We start from the raw sequence: 300 nt of genomic DNA on the forward strand, positions 1-300 counted from the left end.
TACAAAGAAGTGCCTCCAACACTTAGGGATGTTTAAGAAAACAGAATTGTGTTACAACTAAATAGAACCATCAGCCAAAAAGGCGCATGATGGGATCATTTCTCTTACTTCATATATGAAAATATGTGAAGTTTTTTCTTTGCTACAAAGAAAAACGAATAGATGCGATGAACTTAAGGGGGTGTTTCCCATTTCAATCGTAAAAGTTGCCATCATTGCCGGATATGAAACAACCAGTCAACGAATCTGTGACCAGCTCACGGCTCTTTGGGGAGCGTATATTTCATTCATCCCGATGGC

Annotated in this window: 1 protein-coding gene; it reads left to right on the plus strand. The window is 39.3% G+C overall.

The window, feature by feature from the left end; translation table 11 throughout:
* Positions 1-115: 115 nt before the first annotated feature.
* A partial coding sequence (locus SB773_RS30995; RefSeq protein ID WP_410594085.1) for a hypothetical protein occupies positions 116-300 on the plus strand: 185 nt, incomplete at its 3' end.

Source organism: Bacillus sp. SIMBA_074, from assembly GCF_046534555.1.
GTDB lineage: Bacteria > Bacillota > Bacilli > Bacillales > Bacillaceae_G > Bacillus_A > Bacillus_A mycoides.